Annotated in this window: 15 protein-coding genes; 12 read left to right on the top strand and 3 right to left on the bottom strand. The window is 66.5% G+C overall.

The genetic code is table 11. From position 1 onward, the window contains the following. Positions 1 to 4 precede the first annotated feature (4 nt). The gene (locus tag LGY53_RS29190) at positions 5 to 346 is read right to left on the bottom strand and encodes a YbaB/EbfC family nucleoid-associated protein (protein WP_225729907.1); all 342 of its coding nucleotides are present in this window, start codon (positions 344 to 346) and stop codon (positions 5 to 7) included. A 294-nt stretch (positions 347 to 640) separates the two neighbouring features. On the opposite strand from LGY53_RS29190, the gene LGY53_RS29185 reads away from it, so the two are divergent. From LGY53_RS29185 to LGY53_RS29150, 8 genes are all read left to right on the top strand, one after another. Further along, positions 641 to 2,137, top strand: a complete 1,497-nt coding sequence (locus tag LGY53_RS29185; protein ID WP_225729906.1) for a DUF4246 domain-containing protein — start codon at positions 641 to 643, stop codon at positions 2,135 to 2,137. 171 nt (positions 2,138 to 2,308) lie between these two features. Further along, a complete protein-coding gene (locus tag LGY53_RS29180; protein ID WP_225729905.1) occupies positions 2,309 to 2,938 on the top strand; it encodes a hypothetical protein in 630 nt (209 codons plus the stop codon). A gap of 562 nt (positions 2,939 to 3,500) precedes the next feature. Beyond that, the gene (locus tag LGY53_RS29175; RefSeq protein ID WP_225729904.1) at positions 3,501 to 3,809 is read left to right on the top strand and encodes a WXG100 family type VII secretion target; all 309 of its coding nucleotides are present in this window, start codon (positions 3,501 to 3,503) and stop codon (positions 3,807 to 3,809) included. 10 nt (positions 3,810 to 3,819) lie between these two features. After that, complete coding sequence (locus LGY53_RS29170; protein WP_225729903.1) at positions 3,820 to 8,025, top strand: hypothetical protein; 4,206 nt, start codon at positions 3,820 to 3,822, stop codon at positions 8,023 to 8,025. 14 nt (positions 8,026 to 8,039) lie between these two features. Next, positions 8,040 to 8,519 (top strand): YbaB/EbfC family nucleoid-associated protein, encoded by a 480-nt coding sequence (locus LGY53_RS29165; RefSeq protein ID WP_225729902.1) that lies wholly within the window; start codon positions 8,040 to 8,042, stop codon positions 8,517 to 8,519. A gap of 99 nt (positions 8,520 to 8,618) precedes the next feature. After that, positions 8,619 to 9,122, top strand: a complete 504-nt coding sequence (locus LGY53_RS43995; RefSeq protein ID WP_305082724.1) for a YbaB/EbfC family nucleoid-associated protein — start codon at positions 8,619 to 8,621, stop codon at positions 9,120 to 9,122. A gap of 141 nt (positions 9,123 to 9,263) precedes the next feature. Continuing rightward, positions 9,264 to 10,988 carry a hypothetical protein gene (locus LGY53_RS29155; protein ID WP_225729901.1) on the top strand — a complete coding sequence of 575 codons (1,725 nt, stop codon included), beginning with the start codon at positions 9,264 to 9,266 and terminating at the stop codon, positions 10,986 to 10,988. Positions 10,989 to 11,095: 107 nt separating this feature from the next. After that, the gene (locus LGY53_RS29150) at positions 11,096 to 11,344 is read left to right on the top strand and encodes a hypothetical protein (protein WP_225729900.1); all 249 of its coding nucleotides are present in this window, start codon (positions 11,096 to 11,098) and stop codon (positions 11,342 to 11,344) included. Here LGY53_RS29150 and LGY53_RS29145 read toward each other — a convergent pair. Beyond that, a complete protein-coding gene (locus LGY53_RS29145; protein ID WP_225729899.1) occupies positions 11,326 to 11,982 on the bottom strand; it encodes a response regulator transcription factor in 657 nt (218 codons plus the stop codon). The two genes, LGY53_RS29150 and LGY53_RS29145, sit on opposite strands and share 19 nt — an antisense overlap. A 54-nt stretch (positions 11,983 to 12,036) precedes the next feature. Next, positions 12,037 to 13,410, bottom strand: coding sequence for an MFS transporter (locus LGY53_RS29140; RefSeq protein WP_225729898.1), 1,374 nt, complete (start codon positions 13,408 to 13,410; stop codon positions 12,037 to 12,039). Positions 13,411 to 13,677: 267 nt separating this feature from the next. Between LGY53_RS29140 and LGY53_RS29135 the strand changes: the two genes are divergently transcribed. Genes LGY53_RS29135 through LGY53_RS29120 form a run of 4 tightly spaced genes read left to right on the top strand, consistent with a single transcriptional unit; the run spans position 13,678 to position 17,440 of the window. Further along, complete coding sequence (locus LGY53_RS29135; RefSeq protein ID WP_225729897.1) at positions 13,678 to 14,898, top strand: hypothetical protein; 1,221 nt, start codon at positions 13,678 to 13,680, stop codon at positions 14,896 to 14,898. 55 nt (positions 14,899 to 14,953) lie between these two features. Next, entirely contained in the window at positions 14,954 to 15,427 is a 474-nt protein-coding gene (locus tag LGY53_RS29130) for a hypothetical protein (protein ID WP_225729896.1), read from the top strand. Next, positions 15,424 to 16,926 carry a hypothetical protein gene (locus LGY53_RS29125; protein WP_225729895.1) on the top strand — a complete coding sequence of 501 codons (1,503 nt, stop codon included), beginning with the start codon at positions 15,424 to 15,426 and terminating at the stop codon, positions 16,924 to 16,926. The genes LGY53_RS29130 and LGY53_RS29125 overlap by 4 nt, the downstream gene beginning before the upstream one ends. 10 nt (positions 16,927 to 16,936) lie before the next feature. Next, positions 16,937 to 17,440 (top strand): YbaB/EbfC family nucleoid-associated protein, encoded by a 504-nt coding sequence (locus LGY53_RS29120; RefSeq protein WP_225729894.1) that lies wholly within the window; start codon positions 16,937 to 16,939, stop codon positions 17,438 to 17,440. The last annotated feature ends 69 nt before the right edge of the window (positions 17,441 to 17,509 follow it).

The raw sequence follows: 17,509 nt of genomic DNA, 5'->3' as shown, positions 1-17,509 counted from the left end.
GGCGTCAGATATTTTCGAAAATCGTTACCCGGTAGCCGTTTTCGTCGGTGGACCGCTCGGCCGCCGTCCGCGCCGCATTCGCGCGGACGAAGGTCGACATCTCCTGCATCCGCGTATCGGACCGCACCTCGCGTGTGGCCTCGTCGACCTGCGGTTGCATATCTTGTAGCGCAGCGTGATACGCGGCCAAGACGATCTCTTCCTCGGGTATGCTGACCGACACCAAGCGACCGTCGGCATCGACGACGACCCGCACACCCGCGACCGTTCCGACACCGCGAATCCGTTCCAGCGCGGACTGCATCCGCTGAACCTTGCGGCCGATCTCCTCGAATTCATCGGTCATACCCGCTCCTCACGACATACCTGTGCCGGTCGAATAGCGGTGCACGAAAGAAGTTCACCCACAACGGTCCCGTCGACTCGGAGCAATCGGCAGGAACCCATTGTGGCAGCCGCTGTTTCGAGGAGTCGCTAGCAATCTTCAGCCATGCGGTCCGGCTGCGTCGTGGCGGCCCTCGACGATCTGCACGGTCACGGCGGCCGACCAGCGTGGCCGCCAGCGGATGTCGTGTCTCGGCCGATCCGAACCGCCGAAGTATCCTTGGCGCCGCCAGGAATCAGTGAGAGATCCGAGAGTATGACTGACCTATCTGCCTTTCCGCTGCCCTTTCTCGCCTCCCGAAGGATGCCGGTCGCGCCGCCCCGGGCGCTGCGGGAACTCGAGATGATGCGGCTCAGCGCCGAGATTCGGGCGAAGCCGCAGTGGTTCGTCAAGATGAACGACCCCGAGATCGTCGCCAAGTGGACGCGGGAGGCGGCCGAGCAAGGCCTGACCGAGGCTCAGATTCGTTATGTGCTCGCGGAATTGGCGTACTACGCCGAGCTCCGAGACGCGGGAACCGGCATCGAGGTCTCCGCTGTCGACGGGGTGTGGCAGTCGGACACGTTGATCGACGACGAGCTGAAAGCCCTTCTGCGCGAGGCTGTTCGGGTACTCGAGGAGGTCCCCGAGGAAGAGCGCGACTGGCATCCCGGGTCGAACGAACAGGTGCTGGACCTGGTTCATCCCTCACTGTTCTGCCGCGTGCGCGGGGTGAGCGGCGCGGACGATTCGGAGTGGCCGAAATCTGGAGACTACGGTGCGCGCTACGCGTATTCGGAGAAATTCCAGTGGCTACCAACCGATGTCGAGGTGAGCGCGGATGGCGATGTCGTATTCGGTTCATACGTCAACAACGTCCACCCCGTCGCCCACCGTGAGCTCGAGTCCGTACTGCCGGATATCTTCGCGCGCCTGCTCCCGCTGTTCGAGAATGTGCTCACGGACCTGCGTCAGCCGCGGCCGCGGCGCATCGTGCCCGATGCCGAGACCTGGTACGACGATGCCCCGGACAAGCCGGTGGAACCCGACGATGACGACGAGGACGCCCAGCTGGCGTACAACGATGCCATGGACGAATGGTGGGATACTCGCCGTCCGGTCGTCCCGGATGCCCCTTTGTTCAGCCCGCCCGCCCTGCCCGACGACTCGGTTCGAATCGACCTGCGCGGCCGCGGATTACAGGTCATCGTCAAGCTCGCCAATATTCATCTCACTCCCGACAAGCCCGAATACCCCGGCGGTGCATGGCATGTCGAGGGAATGATGAACGAGCGCATCGTTTCGACCGGCATCTACTACTGGGACAGCGAGAACACCACCGAAAGCCGGCTGAGTTTCCGTGCGGCGATCGAGGATCCGTATTACGAACAGAACGATGCCAATGGTGTGCTCGATGTCTACGGCCTCGATGACGAGGATCCGATGAATCAGGTTTTGGGATCGGTGCGGACCAGTGCGGGCCGCTGCCTGGCCTTTCCGAATATTCTCCAGCATCGGGTCGCACCCTTCCGGCTCGTGGACCCGACCCGGCCCGGACATCGCAAAATTCTGGCGTTCTTCCTGGTCGACCCATCGGAACGGATCGTCTCGACATCCGATGTGCCGCCGCAACAGCCCTGGTCTGCGACGTCGACCATGACGCTGGAACAGGCCAAGGAGTATCGGGAGCAACTGATGCATGAACGGAAGTACCTCGTCGGGCAGCACGACGAGGAGCTGTACGAGCGCGAGTTCTCCCTCTGCGAGCATTGAGCGCCCAGGCGTAAATATCGGCCTGCCGAGAGCGCAAGGAGTCGTTAACGCGCGGTCGAAAGGTGCACGGCCCGTATTGGATTCGTCCGTGTCGATCTATATGCCGAGCTGGCTGCAGCCATTGGAGTGGGTGGCCGGGTCGGCGTGGCCGCAGGGCGACGAGGACAAGATGTGGGCCATTCGGGACGACTGGTACGCCGCGAGCAAGGCTTTGGACGGTCTGGTATCGGAGTTGGGGGGGCGGCGGCCGCCGCGATCTCGGGGACCCGGCTGTTCCTGCGGCAGGTGCTGGAGCGGGCCTCGCTGATGGTCGAACAGGTCCTCGGAAAACTCGTCGGGCCGAGGGCAGCGCGGTTCGTCGTGCGCACATTTCTGCCGGAGGCGGCGCAGGCCGCGGCCACGAACGCGGCGCTCGGCGCCGGGCAGGACTTCTTCATCCAGGCCGGGCAGAAATCGGCCGGGCATCGAAAGAATATGGACTGGAACCGAATTGGTCTCACCGCGGCCACCGCGGCGGTGGGCGGCGTGACGGGCGGATTCGTCGGGGGCCGATTGAACAAGCTGGGTAACTGGGGGATCGGCAAGGCCGAAGCGAAATGGGGGCTCGGCCCGAATGCCGCAGGCAAACTGCCATGGCAGCAGCACGGGGATGAACGAAATTCGCACCGGCACAGGAGATTCGACCACGCACGATGGAGTCGAGCCGCCGACGTCCTATGTATCGTCCATCGACGCCGTCCTCGACCGGCTCTCGCTGGGTCCGGACGTTTGGGCGAGCCCGACCGCCGTCCCGGCGGTTAACTCTGGCCCGAGACCGGATTCGGCGGGTGGCACGCTGCCACCTGCTGGGCGCCGGACCTCGGTGAGTACCGACGGCTCCGTGCGTCTGGATGCCGAAGCGAATCAGCCGCCGCACAGTGCCGAAGAACGGTGGCGGATGGATCGAGCGTGATCCCGGCTCGAATCTGCCCTATACGCCGAGGTATCTGAGTTACCCGGCGAACACGCCGTACACGACTCCGGACGCGCCTCCGGCCAGTATCCGGCCGCCGGTTTCGCCGGATCCGTCCGACCCCTGTCCGCCGGAATCGGATCCCGATTCGGACTCGCGAGGCGGTGCCGAAGGCGGATACGCAACGGGCGCAAACAGCTTCGGCGGCGAAGAATAACGGGCGTTAAGGAGCCGTCAGTGGGCCGCATGCGGGACCGGACCAGAATCGGCCGAAGTGCCAGCATATTTGGCGAAACTACTTGGGCCGCAGTGCATATCAGAGGTCCGTAAATTCGATCGCGCAATACTTTCCGCCGTTCGCGGCGCATGCCATCTTCGGAATCCGGTGGATCTTGGTGAAAGGGTTGGGGTATGGCAGGCAAGGTCGCGGTAACACCGTCCCAGTTGCGCGGTGCGGCGGGACAGATGGCCGCGGTGCGGGACAAGGTGGACACCATCCTGTCGGATCTGGAGGCATCGTTGAACTCGCGCGGCGCCGCATGGGGTGACGACAGCTACGGGGCGACCTTCTCGGCAGGCGACAACGGTTATCTCGTCGCGCACAAGAACCTGGCCAAGGGCATGGGTGACGTTGCGAAAACCCTAGGGTCCTACGCCGACGGACAGTACAAGGCCGCGGGCCTGCTCGAGGAACAGGACAAGCACCACCGCTTCGGATAGCGGAAATACCTTGTCTATCGATATTCCCGGCTTTCTGCAGCCGTTGGGGTGGGTGGCGGGTTCGGCCTGGCCGCAGGGCGATGAGGACGAAATGTGGGGCGTCGCCAGCGATTGGCGAACGGCCGCAAGCGAATTGCGCAAACTGCTGCCCGACCTGCGGGTGGCGGCGGATGCGACCATCGAGGCGTATCCGTGGGGTGAGGGGATCACCACTATCCGGAAACGGCTGCACGAGCTGGAAAGTGGCGATAAGTCCATCGCGCATCTCGCCGAAATCCTCGACCACGTAGCCGATTCGGCGGACGGTCAAGGCACCGAGATCGAATACACCAAGGTCATGATCATCACCTCGTTGGCGATGCTGGCCGGTGAGATCGCGGCATGCTGGTTGTTCCCGCCGACGGCGCCGCTGGAGGAGGCCGCCGCCACGGCCGCCACCCAGGTGGGTCTTCGATTCCTGCGGCAGCGTGCGATGGCGGCGATCGAGCGGTACGCGGCGAAACTCGGTATGGCCGCCGTTGTTCGGTTCGCCGCCCGGCATATCGTGCTGAGCACGGTGCTCGGCACCGGACAGGACGTCGCAATCCAGCTCGGCCAGATGGCCATCGGGCATCGCAAGAATTTCGACCTGACCCGCGTCGGTGTCACCGCGCTGACCTCCGCGGTGGCCGGTGGGCTCGGCGGGCCAGCCGATGAGTTTCTGAGCAAGTGGACCGCGAAAGTGCCACTGCCCAAAGGGCCTTGGTCGACCGCGCTCCGTGGCGCGGTGGTCGGCGCGGGGGCCGGCATGGTCGGTGCGGTCGGCTCGTGGGTCGCGGGCAATCTCGTCTCCATAGGATTGGACGGCTGGACCTGGGATCCTCGCGTATTGACGAGCGCCACCTCATTCGGCGTATTGGTAGGCGGCAGTAAGGGTTTCCACCTCGGGAAGCCGGGACCCTCGTCCGGTGCGGGCCGATTCACCGGACCCGATGCGGGCGGTTGCGGCGACGGAAGTGTTCCCCGCGCTTCGGAAAGCCCACGCGGACAAGGTGATCCGGCTGCGGCGTTCTCGCGATCCGGTGACGATTCGGCCGGTCGGGGAAACTCCTTCGGCAAGAATCCGGCCGGGTCGACCATGCCCGCATCGCACTCTCCGGCTCATGATCCGAACGCGGGCGCCTGGAGCGGTTCCCCGCATGGGGCCGAATCCGCTGGGCAAGCTGGTAACGCGGCGAATCACGGTGGACCGAGCGGTAATTCAGCGCCCAACGGAACCGCGAGAGGAGCGGCCGAACCGGCTCGCGGAGAAACGGGCCGGTCCGGCATCGAGAATCGGCCTGTCGGCACTCGGCCCCCCGCGTCCGGTCATCCTTCCGTTCCGCACGAACCGCGTCCGGCATCCGGAGACGGGTCGCGACCGCGTGCCGCCGAACCGGGACATCAGGGTGGATCGCGGACCGAGAGCCGGTCTGGCCTACCCGAGCGGTCGGCGCCCGGCCATGCCGAAACCGAAGCTCCGCTGCGAACACAGTCGGGCGCGGGCGAGGCTCCCCGGCTCGGGAGGGAAGCGGAGCTCCCCGGCGAGCGGGCGCAAACGGCGCGTATTCCGTCGGACGAGACGGCGGCGCTGGCGCAGGAGCATGCGGCGAAACTGGCCGAACTGAGGCGATTACAGGCGGCGCGAGACGCATGGGCGGATCGCTTCCCGGTGGACAAGGAACACGGTTTGGAGCCGGGTGAGCCTTTGCGTAAGACGTTGGAGGAGTTGCGGACTCGCACGATGCGGGTCGATGAGATGCCGGAGCGGTTGGCGCGGATCGCCGAATTAGAGGACGCCGCAAACAAATACAACGCGGCGGAGGCGCAGACCCGTCGGCTCGGTGACGAGCTGGCCGCACGACAGGCCATCGATCACGATGCCGCCGTTGCGGAGTCGCCGCATCCGGTGGAACGTGCGGTGCCGCACGAGTTGTCGCCGGCAGCGCGGGCCGGAGTGGAGCAGTTGGCGGGTGAGCGCGCGGCACTGGCGTCGCGATTGCGCGAACTCCGGGATGCGCGCGATGCGTTGGCCGACCGCCTGCCGGTGGACAAGGAACACGGCTTGGAGCCGGGTGAGCCTTTGCGTAAGACGCTGGAGGAGTTGCGGACTCGCACGATGCGGGTCGATGAGATGCCCGAGCGATTGGCGCGGATCGCCGAACTGGAGGAGGCGGCTAATAGTTACAACGCGGCAAAGGCGGAGGTGATGCGCCTCGCGGATCAGCTGACGATCAAGGCGGGCAACGATTACCTGACCGCCGCGGGCGCGCGGGTGCTCACCGACCGCGTCGGCCTGATCGACGGTCAGTCGCCGCGGGTACTCGTGACGGGCCGCCTCTTCGAGAACGTCGGCCACCGGCGTGTGCTGGCCGACGCCATCGACCGCATTCCCGAACTGTCCGAGGCGCTATCCCAGCCCGGCGCCGAAATACGTTATGTACGAGTGACTGTCGACTCCTCGGGCACACCACACATCACCCCGCTCGAATCGCCCACCGCCCGCCACTTCGTCCCCGAACGATCGTCCACGGTCCGTGAACCCACCCCTTCCCCCAACACCTCACAACCCTCGTCCCTCGGCGAACCCTCGCACAGCACACCGCCACACGCCGCCGCCACCCCGCACACCGAATCCGATCCGGAAAGCACCTCCTCGGTAATCCCATACACCCCAAGGTTTTTGACCTTCCCGCCCACCTCGGAATACGACGCACCCGACGCCCCACCCGCCAGCGTCTGGTCCCCGACCCCCCAACAACACCCCCACCCCGAACCGAAACCCCACCCACACCCAACTCCACACCCAGAGCCAGGCCCGCATCCGGGAACAGGGCCACACCCAGCATCACACCCGCATCCGCGACCCGAGCCGCATCCGACGCCTGAGCCGCGTCCGACGCCCGAACCGCATCCACGGCCGGAGCCGCAGCCACACCCGCATCCGCGTCCCGAGCCGTACCCGCACCCACGGCCGGAGCCGCAGCCGCATCCACGGCCGGAGCCGCAGCCGCATCCACGGCCGGAGCCGCATCCGCACCCGACTCCGCATCCGCGCCCTGGGCCGCGCCCGCGGCCGGAGCCGCATCCGACGCCCGAGCCGCATCCACGGCCGGAGCCACGGCCGGAGCCGCAGCCGCAGCCACACCCGACTCCACATCCGCGCCCGCGGCCCGAGCCGCATCCGCAGCCAGACCCGCGTCCGCGCCTCGAGCCGCATCCGCAACCCGAGCCGCACCGGCTCCCCATGCCGGACCCGCGCTCTGAGCAGCACCCGCACACACGCTTGGAGCGGCACCAATATTCGCGCCCTGATTCGGATCCGCGCCCTGAGCAGCACCCGGATCCGCGCTCCGGGCCGCACCCACGTCTTGCGCCGCGTCCGATGCCGGATCAGCATTCACGCCTCGACCCGGAACTGATTCCGTACCTGACACAAGACCTGAGCCCACGCCTATCTCCGACAGCGGATTCACTCCCGCATCCGGATTTTGCGATGGACCGACACAAGTATTCGGATTCGTCGGGTGATACGCGTGCGGTTTCGGATCAACATGGGACCCGGGATCAGCCTCGAAGCGCGAGTTCATCGGGGATGCAGGATGATTCGCGTCCAGATCCACGCTCAGCTGCGCATCTGCGGCCGGAGCCAGGCTCGCGCCCTGAGCAGCACCCGCACACACGCCTCGAGCCACACCCGTATCCGCGCTCCGAGCCGGACCCGCGCTCTGAGTTGGACCCGGATCCGCGACCTGAGCTGCACCCACGCCCAGAGCAGCGTCCAACGCCGGATCCACACCCGGATCCGCGACCCGAGTCGCACCCGCGCCTCGAACCGGACCTGGTTCCGCACCTGGCACAGGACCCGAGCCCACGCCCATATCCGACGCCGGATTCATTCCAGCATTCAGATGCCGCAACGGACCCGGACAAGCATTCGGATTCGGGTGTACCGCATGCGGCCTCGGATCAACATGCGACCCGGGATCGGCCTCGAAACGCGAGTTCATCTGGAACACAGGTTGATTCGTGGCCAAAAGAATCGACGGATCGGCGCCTCGACCAGGGCGTCGTCGATCAACCGGAGCGGGACGGCAATCCGCACGGCCAGTTACCCGTCACGCCTCTTCCGGAACCGCCACGCGCGCAACGCTTCCCGCGCCTCGCGCCCGATTTCAACCCATACCAGCGCACCTGACTGCGAGGACGGCGATGACGAACGAATATCCGAAGTCCGAAATGGCGGCGATAATCGAGGATTTCGAGGCCGAGATGGTGGAGATCGCGCGTATCGGTGCGGAGCGCGCGCGGATCATCGGTCGCGCGTCGGTGCGGGGTAAGCGGATCGGTGTGGCGGTGAATGCTGAGGGCACCATCATCGAGATCAAATTCGCTTCGGGTATCGAGGATTTGAGCTACGGCGAGATCGCGAAGGGTGTGACGGAAGCGGCTCAGCGCGCGCAGGAGGATGCGGCGCGGCAGGCGCGGGAGTTGATGGCGCCGCTGCTGGCCAGGCGGTCTCGGTTGCCGAAGCTGTCGGATCTGGTCGATGGCATGCCGGATCTCACGGACCGGATCCCGAAGCCGCCGCTGGCGTCGACGGCGCCGCCCGGCGCACCGGAACGCGAAGAGTCCACCGCCGCAGGCGATTTCCCGCAAGCAGACCAGGGCGTCACCGAAACGGGCTGGTGACGCCAGTAACTGCGGCTGCACCTGCCGTTCATGTCCGAGCCACGGAAGCGTCGTTATCGGCTGTCACCCTCGGCGGTCGGACATGTTGGAGGCGGCGGGATGATGAGCGATTTCGGCAGGTTGGATACGGCCGCGGTGCTGGAGCAGGTGCAGGAGCAGATGCGCGAGATCGCGCGGGTGCAGCGGGAGCGGGTCCAGCTCACCGCGAGTGCGACGGTGCGCAAGCGGGTTACGGTTACGGTGAATGCGGACGGCATGATCATCGAAACCAAATTCGCGCCCGGTATCGAGGATTTGAGCTTCGGTGAGATCGCCAAGGCGGTGACGGCGGCGGCGCAGCAGGCGACGGCCGAGGTCGCGCGGAAGGGGCGGGAGCTGATGGCTCCGCTGCAGGAGCGGCGGTCCCGGTTGCCGAAGCTGTCGGATCTGCTCGAGGATATGCCGGATCTGGATGCGCTGCGGCCCGAGGCGCCGCCGGTGCCGAGGACGCCGCCGCATGTCGAGGTCGAGGAGCCCGAGAGTGCGCCAATGGAATTCGATGATGTCGATACCACCTTCCGTACCCGGGCCGATGACCGCGGAGTCACCGATTCCGGCTGGTAGTTGCGTATTGTTCAGCGGTCGGTTCGGCTCGACTGTGCAAATATGAGCCTGTAACACGGCTCGGCACCGGATTTGGCCGGCGTGCTGCGGATGGTGTGGCACGTGCGGATTCCGGCGCCCGGATGAGGAGATTGCTGCGACGTGACCAGACCAGGCGACGAGGCCGACGATCGGGCCCGCAACGAGGAGCCTGCGGCGGATAGCGGAGGGGCTGCCGAGCAGGAGTTCCTGCGGCAATTCCTGGAGTCGGCGGCGAGCGGTGAACCCGATGTGCCACTCGGCATAGGTGATCCGGCGGCCCAGCAACCCGATGTGCCACTCGGTATCGGTGATCCGGCGCCCGAGCAGCCCGATGTGCCACTGGGCATAGGAGATCCGGCCGCCGAGCAGCCCGATATGCCGCTGGGCATCGGCGATCAAGATGAACCGGATATCGGTTTCACCCTCCTCGATCAGCCCGAAACGGTGGACGTCGCCGACCGCGCCAGACAGCTCGGCCACCAATTGGCCAGGGAATTGGCGGCTTTGGGCCCGGAGGGCTGGCGTCAGGTGGAGGCGGTGTTCGCGCTGACCACCGCCGCCGAGCTGGCGATGGTGGTCTACTCGGATGACGATGAGCGGTCGGTCCGGGTGCAGCCGACGCCGGAGGTGCTCGACCTGGTCCGCGAACACCGCGATGTCTCGGCGCAACTCAGCGACGGGCCGTGGTGGCGGCTGCTGCTGTCGCTGAGCAGCGGCGGTGAGATCGAGATCGATTACGACTACGGCGACGAGCCGTTCCCGGACGATCAACTGTTCCCGGCCGATGTCTACCGTGCCGACCTGGCCGCGTATCCGCGTCAGGTGCTGCCGGTGTGGCTGGCCGCCTATCTCGGACACGACGACCGGCAGTCCCGTTCGCCGGGCCTGGCGGCCGTGCAGGCGCGGGCGGACCGGGAGCAGGGTGTGCGAGGCCTGTTGTCGGACTTGGAGTTTCCGCCGTTCCCGCTGATGTCGGCGCGTTGGGCGGTGATCGCCGCCGCCTTCGTCGCGGCCGGATCGCAGTGGGGACCGCGGATTCTGCCCGCGCTCGGCTGGTTCGAGGGTTCCAAGCGCAGCGGTTCGACGCTGTACGCGCTGCCGGGTGGTCGCGCCGTGCTCTCCGGCGGGGTGTGGAACGCGCCGGAGCTGAACGAGGTCTACAACAACGACGAGCCGATGCCGCTGTATTACGCGGGCGCGCCGGAGTGGGTGGCCAATCCGGTGCTGAATCCCCGTGCGGCGAGCGGACTTCTGTCGTTCTGCTACTGGTGGGAGGGCGGGCACTGGTATCGCGGCGAATCCCCGACCTCCGATCTGCTCGCCGAGGCGGTGCCCGGCATGTGGACCACCGAAACCGTGGTGGACGTGGTGGCCGCCCTGCTCGCCGATGAGCCGACCGAGCAGCAGCGCACGGCCGTCACGAATCTGGTTTCCGCGGCCGAGGTCGGCCTCGTCACCAGGGAAACCGTGGTCGGCGTATTCGGTGACGACGGTGAATTCGATGTGGACAGCGCCCTCTACCAGCTGACTTTGGCCGGTGTGACGCTCGATCTGCCCGAGCCGATGCCGCGTGAGGATGCGATCGAGCGGGTGCGTCAGTACATCCTCGATCAGGGTATGGACACCACCGGCTACCCGTTGGACGAGTTGCGCGCAGACCGGATCAGCGTCGGCTGGATGGTGTTCGTGCCGACCAGGCCGGGGGAGATATCGATCGGCCGTGCGATCTTCTACATCGCCGATGACGGTGTGCTGGAACGGTCTTCGTCGTCGGTGGCGCCGTCGGTGTACATCGCGGATTTCGAGCAGCGGTTCCAGCAACGCCACGGCGCGGTGGACGCCTGAGGTACGGATTGTTAAGCAACAGCTAAGCTTTCGCGATCTGCCGGGACGGGGTGCGCAGTCGGCGCGATTATCTTGCTGTATACATCGGCGGTATAAGAGGTTTCGGTATGGCGGAGGACGAGCGGACGGCGGTCGGGTTCGCGCTCGGGGCCCGCGTCCGGGTGACGGTCGACGCGGACGGCGTGGTGATCGATACGCGCATCGATCTGGATCCGGATGAGGTGAGCTACGAGCAATTGGCGCTCGCGCTCACCGTCGCCGCTCAGCAGGCCCGTGACCTGCTGGTCGTCGCGGAATCGGCAAGCCTTGCGGCGCAATCTGATTCCGGTGAGCAGAGTCAGGTCTCCCACCGGTAACCGAAGCCGCGGATGGTGATGATCAGGCCGGGCCGGTCGAGTTTGGCGCGGAGCCCGGCCATGTGCACATCGAGTGCGCGGGACACCGCCGGGGAGGAATCGCCCCAGATGCGGTCCATCAACGCCTGGCGGCTCACCGCGGTGCCGGGCCGCTCCACCAGGATGCGTACCAGCTGGAATTCCTTGTGCGTCAAGGTGATCACCCGGTCGGCCACCAGCACCTGGCGGGCCACCAGGTCCACCCGCACGTCACCGGTGACCACGTCCATCGGTGTCCTGCCGGGTGGGGCGGCGCGGCGGGTGACCGTCTCCAGCCGCGCGACCAGTTCGGCGATGCGCGGCGGTTTGACCAGGTAATCGTCGGCCCCGCTGCGCAGCCCGTTCACCACCGAACTCTCGCCGCTGCGTGCGGTGAGGATGACGACGGGCACGGAGCTTACTTCCCGCAAACGCCGGAGCACCTCCAGCCCGTCGATATCCGGCAGCCCGAGATCGAGGATCACCGCGTCGAACCGGCGGTGCGAGGCGAGCAGGTCGGCGCCGCGACGGTGGCGTTCGACCTGGTAGCCGCGGGCAGTGAGCGCGGCTACCAGCGCCTCGCCCATACCCTCATCATCTTCGACAACCGCAAGACGCACGCGCCGATCCTCGCAAATCGAGGCCTTCGGCGCGCGTTTTCGGCAATCATCGGGTCACGGCGCGGCGGTGACCCGCTCCTCGGTCTCCAGGTCGAGCGGGGACTCGTGCGAGGTTTCGCGCATGAATACGTAGATGATCAGCGAGATCACGATGCAGCCCGCGACGTACCAGTAGAACAGTGATTCGTGGTGGTGCTGTTTGAGCGACAGCGCGACCGTCTCCACCGTGCCGCCGAAGATCGCGACGACCAGCGCGTAGGGCAGGCCGACACCGAGCGCGCGGATCTTGGTGGGGAACAGTTCGGCCTTCACGATCGCGTTGATCGAGGTGTAGCCGGTGACGACGACCAGGAGCACCATCATCAGGGCCCATGCCGCAACCGGATTCTTGGTATGCGCGAGCACGGACATGATCGGCACCGTGAGCAACGTTCCGGCAACGCCGAAGAAGATGAGCAGCTTGCGCCGCCCGATCCGGTCGGACAGCATGCCCGCCAGCGGCTGGAACACCACGAACACCGCGAGCGCGATGAAGTTGATCCAGGCCGCGGTCGGCTTGGAGATATGCGCGGTATTGATCATGAACTTCTGCATGTACGTCGTGTACGTGTAGAAGGCGACGGTGCCGCCGAGGGTCAGGCCCGCAACGATCAGGCATTCGCGCGGATATTCGGCGAGCAGCCGCAGCGAACCGCGGGCCGCCCGCTTGCGCGCGACCTCCTTGGCGATCACGTCGATCGCCTCGGGGCCGGACAGTCCGGCCAGCCTCTCTTCGACTCGGTACTGCTCGGATTCGTCCATGCCGCGCCGCAACCACATGATCAGCAGGGCGCCGCCCGCGCCGATCACGAACGGAATCCGCCAGCCCCAGTTGTTCATCTGCGGATCGGTGAAGATGTGCTGCAACACGATCTGCACACCGAGCGCGACCAGCTGACCCGCGACCAGCGTCACGTACTGGAAGCTGGAGTAGAACCCGCGCTTACCCGGTGACGCCACCTCGGACAAATATGTTGCGCTGGTTGCGTATTCGCCGCCGAGCGAGAGGCCCTGCAGCAGCCGGGCCAGCACCAGCAGCGCGGGCGCGGCGAGCCCGATCGTCTGATATCCCGGTGTCAGGGCGATCAGCAGCGAGCCCGCCGCCATCACCGTCACCGACAGCGTCAGCGCGGAGCGGCGGCCGAACCGGTCGGCGTAGCGCCCGAGCATCCAGCCGCCGATCGGTCGCATCAGGAAGCCCACCGCGAACACCGCGGCGGAATTCAGTAGCTGAGCGGTGGAATCGCCTTTGGGGAAAAAGGTTTGGGAAAAATAAACCGCGAACGCGGTGTAGACATACCAGTCGTACCACTCGGCGAGGTTGCCGAGTGAGCCTCGCAGGACGTTACCGACTACTCGGCGTTCGCCTACGACCTGTGTCGTAGTCATTCTGAATCTCCTTCTGCCGCCGCACGACCCCGGTCGGCTGGACACCACGGTGGCGAAGGAGGTTCGCGCATGCGGTGATACGCGGATGTTCTAACGATTCCTTAGGGAAATGCCGCGCGGGGAGCCGGATCCGAGATGAATGGCCTGATCAGAAACTTTACAGTCCCTTGAGCTTCTGACCACCGGGAATGGGCGCGAGACCGGCTTACAACATGTCAGTATCGAGAACAGGCAGGGTGTGTTGATGAACGGGAACGGCAACGAATCATGAACGTCGACTATCGCGAGGGCGCCACGGGCGCGGGCGAACTCGTCGTTGCCGAACCGCTGGATCGACTCGTCGAGGAACTCGCCGAGCTCGGCAGGCCGGGCTGGCGGCGGGTGGAAGCGGTTTTCGCGCTGACCGTTTCGACCGAGACCACCCGCGTCACCGTCGAATACGACCATCGCGTCGGCCGGGTGGACGCGCCGGAATCGCTGGTGGCCCTTGCTCGCTCGCATCGAGAGCAGGCGGCGTGGACGGTGGCGGGCCCGTGGTGGGTGCTCACCGTGCGGGTCGACGAATCCGGCAGGGCCGAAATCGATTACGACTACGGCGACGAACCGTTCCCTGGTGACCAGCTGCTGCGGCCGGAGGCGTACCGCGCCGATATCGATGCCTATCCCAGGGTGCGGCTGCCGCTTTGGCTCGCCGCCTATATCAACCACGGTGATCGGCAGTCGCGCGGTGCGCGCCGGGCGGCGGTCGCCAGCCGCTCCGACCGCGTGCGCGGTATCGCGCCGACGCCGGTGGAGGAGGATTTTCCGGAGCTGCCGCTGCTGTGGTCCCGGTGGGCCGTGCTCGCGGCGGCGCATATCGCGGTCGGTTACGAGTCGGGGCCGCGGGTCGTACCGGACACCGGCTGGTACGAGAGCGCCCGCAACGGCAGCAGTGGTTCGTCGCTGTATCTGCTCGCGGGCGATCGGGCCGTGCTCTCGGGCGGAGTGTGGAACGCGCCCGCACTGAACGCGGCATACAACGGCGGTATTGATCTGCCGAATCTTTATGCGGGAGCTCCTGATTGGGTGACCAACACGGTGCTCAACCCGCGGGCGGCGGTCGGTTTGCTCTCATTCTGTTTCTGGTGGGACGGGGATGGCTGGTACGGCGGGGAGTCGCCGTCGATCCAGCAGTGTGGTGCCGCGCTGCCGCCGATCTGGTCGGCGGGCACCGTGCGCGAGACGGTCGCCAGAATGCTGGTGCCGCAGCCGGATTCCCGGGTGCGGGCGGCGGTCTCGCGATTGCTCGCCGCCGCCGATTGCGGGGTGCTGACTCGGGCGCTGGTGCAGCAGGTATTCGGCGCGGAGCGGGATATCGACGGGGCGATGCGGCAGCTGCGGACGGCCGGTGTGCTCGCACCGCGTGGGGCGGTACCGCGACCGGATGGTCCATCGTCCATTCGAATACTGGGCGGTCGGTATTTATGCGATGATCGAATCGCGTTGTAGCTGAAGGGTTCGGAGGTAGAGATTGAGTACCGGGGATTCGCAAACGCCCGCCAGCATGCAGCAGCTGTCCGACGACACCAAGGCGATATCGGATGACGTCCAGCAGCTCAACAACGATGCGCAGAACCACGCCAACCTGCAGACCTGGCGCGATGACGCGGCGAAGCTGGCGGGCGACGCCAAGCGGTTGAAGGTCGACCTGGATAGCCTCGGACCGGCGGCGGACCGGGTGGACGAGGTCGCGGCGAACTTCAAGAGCTGGTGGGATGGGCTCGCGGCGGCCGCAGCGGGTCATGAGGCCACGCTCTCCCAATGTACGACCGAGGTGGGGCGAGCCTTCTTCGACGGCCAGCACGGAAACGACGGATACAACGCCAACAAAGAGGGGCTCGCGGCCTTCGTCGCTCAGGTGCAGACGTTTCTGGCCGATTGCTCCAGCAGTTTGCGTGAGGCGCAGAAGGGGCTTCAGCAGACCGAGGACGTCGTGACCCAGGACCTCGACACCATCAACGGGGAGCTGAATGCGTGAGTGCTGAGCCGAAACCCTTTACCGGCGAGGCGAACAGCGACGCGCAGCACTCCGAGACGCCGATCGATCCCGCAGCGGAGACCGAGACGATCGACGAGCCGGAAACCGGTGCCGCCACGGAGTTGGCGCAGCGAATCGCCGGCGCACTCGCCGAGATCGGCCCGCCGGGGTGGCGGGAGCTGGAGGCGACCATCGCCGTGACCGTCGCGGCCGAGGCGGGCTTCGTCACCTACACCGACGGTGACCGATCGATGCGCGCCGAAACCCCGCAGCCGGTATTGCGGCTGGCGCGCGAGCAGCGCGCCGCCGTTGTGCGAGCGGGTGACGAGCCGTGGTTGCGGCTGCTGATCCGGGCGGTCGCCCCGGCGACGACCGGGACGGCGGTGCGCGCCGTCGAAATCGAATTCGACAACGGCGACGAGCCGTTTCCGGCCGAGCAACTATTCGCTCCCGAGGTCTATCGCGCGGACCTGCAGGCGCATCCGCGGCGACGATTGCCGATGTGGTTGGCCGCCTATGTTTCGCACGGCGACCGGCAGGTGCGCACACCGCAGCAGGCCGCGGCGCGGGCAAGGGCCGATAAGGCGGCCGGTGTGTGGGCGGTGTTGGCGGACAATGAGTTTCCGCCCTTTCCCCTGTTGTGGGCGCGCTGGGCGACCCTCGCGGCGGCGTTCGTCGCGGTCGGATCGGAGTGGGGTCCGCGGGTGTTGCCCGCGGGAGGTGTGTTCGAGAGTTCGAAGCGCGGTGGCTCGACCCTTTACGTATTGCCGGGGCAACGGGCGGTGTTGTCCGGTGGCGTCTGGGATGCGCCCGCGCTGGCCGCGGCATACGAAGCGGGTACGGATCTGCCGAATTTGTATGCGGGAGCGCCGGATTGGGTGACCGATGCGGTGCTGAACCCACGCGCGGCCGCGGGACTGCTCTCGTTCTGCTACTGGTGGGAGCATGATCGGTGGTACCGCGGCGAATCCCCGGCCGCGATCGACTGCGCCTCTGCGGTGCCGGGGGTGTGGAGCGCGAACTCCGTCGCCGGGATCATCGTGAGCCTGCTCGGACCGCGCGCGGACGCGGATTCGCAGGCCGCCGCCGACGCGCTGGTCGCGGCGGCGGAGGTCGGCGTCGTCACGCGGGAAACCGTGGTGAACGTCTTCGGCGACGATGTCGATATCGACGGTGCGCTGCACCAGCTTTCGCTGGCCGGTCTGGTCGCCGCGACCGTGACGCCGATCGACGCGGCCGAGGCCATCGACCGGGTCCGGCACTACGTCAGCAGCCGCGACCTGGACACCACCGGATATCCGCTGTCGGAGCTGGTGGCCGATCGGTTCAGCTGCGGGTGGACGGTGTACGTGCCGGCGCCCGAGGGAGAGGTCGCGATCGGGCGCGCGATTTTCTACGTCGGCGACGACGGCGTGCTGGAACAGTCGTCGTCCTCGATCGAATCCGATCGCTATATCGCCGCGTTCGAGCAGCGATTCCGGCAACGCCAGGGTCTGTAGGAGGTGCGCAATGGCTGAAGAGGTCACCGAGGAGATGGTGGCGAACCTGCTCGAAAACGTCGCCGAGAACATCGTCGCGGTGCGGCGCTTCCACGATCAGCGGACCCAACTCATCGCTGAAGGCACGGCAGCGCGCAACCGGGTGACGGTGGTGGTCAATGCGGATGGCCACATCATCGACACCAGGTTCGGCCCGGACTACACCGATCTGAGCCGTTCCGAGCTGGGTAAGGCCGTCACCGAGGCCGCGCATCGGGCCATCGAGGAAATTCGCAGGAAGACAATGGAATTGATGGAACCGATCCAGCAGCGGCACGATCGGTTGCCGAAGATCGGCGAGCTGTTCCCCGGTATGCCGGATCTTTCCGAGGTGCTGAGCAGGCCCGCGGCCTCGCTCGCCCCGCCGAGCGAGCGACCGCCGCTCGGCGTCGAAGCGCAACCGCCTGCGGCCCGTCCCGCGGCCGAACGTCCCTCCGCCGACGGAACTTCCGATATCTTCGATCGCGGCTGGTAGCGGTCGACCGGTTCTATGGGAGGAATACCTATACCCGGTTGGCTACAGCCGACCGTCGACATCCTCGGC

The organism is Nocardia sp. JCM 34519.1 (assembly GCF_020361265.1).
Classification (GTDB): domain Bacteria; phylum Actinomycetota; class Actinomycetes; order Mycobacteriales; family Mycobacteriaceae; genus Nocardia; species Nocardia arthritidis_A.
The sequence above is the reverse complement of the archived record's forward strand: the minus strand, read 5'-3'. Positions and strand labels throughout refer to the sequence as shown.

Excerpts from the sequence above, each read along its gene's own strand:
- LGY53_RS29190 (WP_225729907.1), bottom strand. The coding sequence starts at position 346 with ATGACCGATGAATTCGAGGAGATCGGCCGCAAGGTTCAGCGGATGCAG.
- LGY53_RS29185 (WP_225729906.1), top strand. The coding sequence starts at position 641 with ATGACTGACCTATCTGCCTTTCCGCTGCCCTTTCTCGCCTCCCGAAGG.
- LGY53_RS29175 (WP_225729904.1), top strand. The coding sequence starts at position 3,501 with ATGGCAGGCAAGGTCGCGGTAACACCGTCCCAGTTGCGCGGTGCGGCG.
- LGY53_RS29165 (WP_225729902.1), top strand. The coding sequence starts at position 8,040 with ATGACGAACGAATATCCGAAGTCCGAAATGGCGGCGATAATCGAGGAT.
- LGY53_RS43995 (WP_305082724.1), top strand. The coding sequence starts at position 8,619 with ATGATGAGCGATTTCGGCAGGTTGGATACGGCCGCGGTGCTGGAGCAG.
- LGY53_RS29150 (WP_225729900.1), top strand. The coding sequence starts at position 11,096 with ATGGCGGAGGACGAGCGGACGGCGGTCGGGTTCGCGCTCGGGGCCCGC.
- LGY53_RS29140 (WP_225729898.1), bottom strand. The coding sequence starts at position 13,410 with ATGACTACGACACAGGTCGTAGGCGAACGCCGAGTAGTCGGTAACGTC.
- LGY53_RS29135 (WP_225729897.1), top strand. The coding sequence starts at position 13,678 with ATGAACGTCGACTATCGCGAGGGCGCCACGGGCGCGGGCGAACTCGTC.
- LGY53_RS29130 (WP_225729896.1), top strand. The coding sequence starts at position 14,954 with ATGCAGCAGCTGTCCGACGACACCAAGGCGATATCGGATGACGTCCAG.
- LGY53_RS29120 (WP_225729894.1), top strand. The coding sequence starts at position 16,937 with ATGGCTGAAGAGGTCACCGAGGAGATGGTGGCGAACCTGCTCGAAAAC.